The following is a 1257-nucleotide window of genomic DNA, read 5'->3' as shown; positions in this document are numbered from 1 at the left end:
CCAGCGCCGGGGCAAAGGCCGGCGCACAGGCCCCGGAGGCACGCCGATACATCAGAACGTCACCTTCGGCGGCACGGCCACGGCCGCGCGCTCTTCCTCGTCCAGCTCGAAATACTGCGCCTCGGCAAAGCCGAACATCCGCGCGATGACGGTGGGCGGGAACGAACGGACGCTGACGTTGAGATCGCGCACCGCGCCGTTATAGAACCGCCGGGCGCCGTTGATGTGGGCCTCGATCTCGCTCAGGCTTTCCTGCAGCGACAGGAAATTCTGGTTGGCCTTGAGATCGGGATAGGCCTCGGCAAGGGCGAACAGCTGGCGCAGCGTGCCCTGCAGGGCATTTTCGGCAGCGGCGCGCTCGGCCGGCGTGGCGCCGGCGGCGGCGGCGCGGTTGCGCGCCGCGACCACGGCCTCAAGCGTGCCGCGCTCGTGGGCGGCATAGCCCTTCACCGTTTCCACCAGATTGGGGATCAGGTCGTAACGGCGCTTCATCTGCACCGTGATGTCGGACCACGCCTCCTCCACCCGCGCCTTCTGGGCGACAAGGCGGTTGTAGACGCTGATGCCGTAAAGCACGAACACCACGACGGCGGCCACCCCCAGCCACAGTTCCATTTCCTGCCCTCCCGCAGCCTGTCAGGGCAACAAAGGGAGCAGCGCGCCGGGGCCGGCGCAAGGCTATTTCGCAGCCGTCGCGCAATCCGGGCCTTTTCTCCGCACTCTGGAAGCGCTAAAGACCAGCCCCAAACGAGGAATGCCGCGGCCCTTCCGACGACCGCGGCTTTTTCCTATATGGACGGCTGAAAGAGCGAGGGCGGTGGTGTTCACCCCCCTCACCCATGTGTGGAGGCGCGGAAATGGCCAAGGCCCGGACCCTGTACGACAAGATCTTCGACGATCACGTCGTTGACATTCAGCCCGACGGCACCGCGCTTCTCTATATCGACCGTCATCTGGTGCACGAGGTGACGAGCCCGCAGGCCTTCGAGGGGCTGCGCATGACCGGCCGCAAGGTGCGCGCCCCGCAGCGCACGCTGGCCGTCGTCGACCACAACGTGCCCACCACCGACCGCACCAAAGGCATCGAGGATGCCGAATCCGCGCTCCAGATCGAAACGCTGGGCGAGAACGCGGCCGAGTTCGGCATCGAATATTACGACCCCTTCGACAAGCGTCAGGGCGTGGTGCACATCGTCGGCCCCGAGCAGGGCTTCACCCTGCCGGGCATGACCATCGTGTGCGGCGACAGCCACACCT

General features: G+C 66.4%; 2 protein-coding genes. One reads left to right on the top strand and one right to left on the bottom strand.

The genetic code is table 11. From position 1 onward, the window contains the following. Positions 1 to 51: 51 nt before the first annotated feature. Positions 52 to 615, bottom strand: a complete 564-nt coding sequence (locus V7067_RS15190; protein ID WP_334176747.1) for a LemA family protein — start codon at positions 613 to 615, stop codon at positions 52 to 54. A 242-nt stretch (positions 616 to 857) separates the two neighbouring features. Between V7067_RS15190 and V7067_RS15185 the strand changes: the two genes are divergently transcribed. Further along, on the top strand, positions 858 to 1257 hold a 400-nt coding region (locus V7067_RS15185; protein ID WP_334176746.1), incomplete at its 3' end, for an aconitase family protein.

This window comes from Pseudoxanthobacter sp. (genome assembly GCF_036822375.1).
Classification (GTDB): domain Bacteria; phylum Pseudomonadota; class Alphaproteobacteria; order Rhizobiales; family Segnochrobactraceae; genus Pseudoxanthobacter.
Note: the sequence above shows the minus strand (reverse complement) of the source record. Positions and strands in the feature narration are given on the sequence as shown.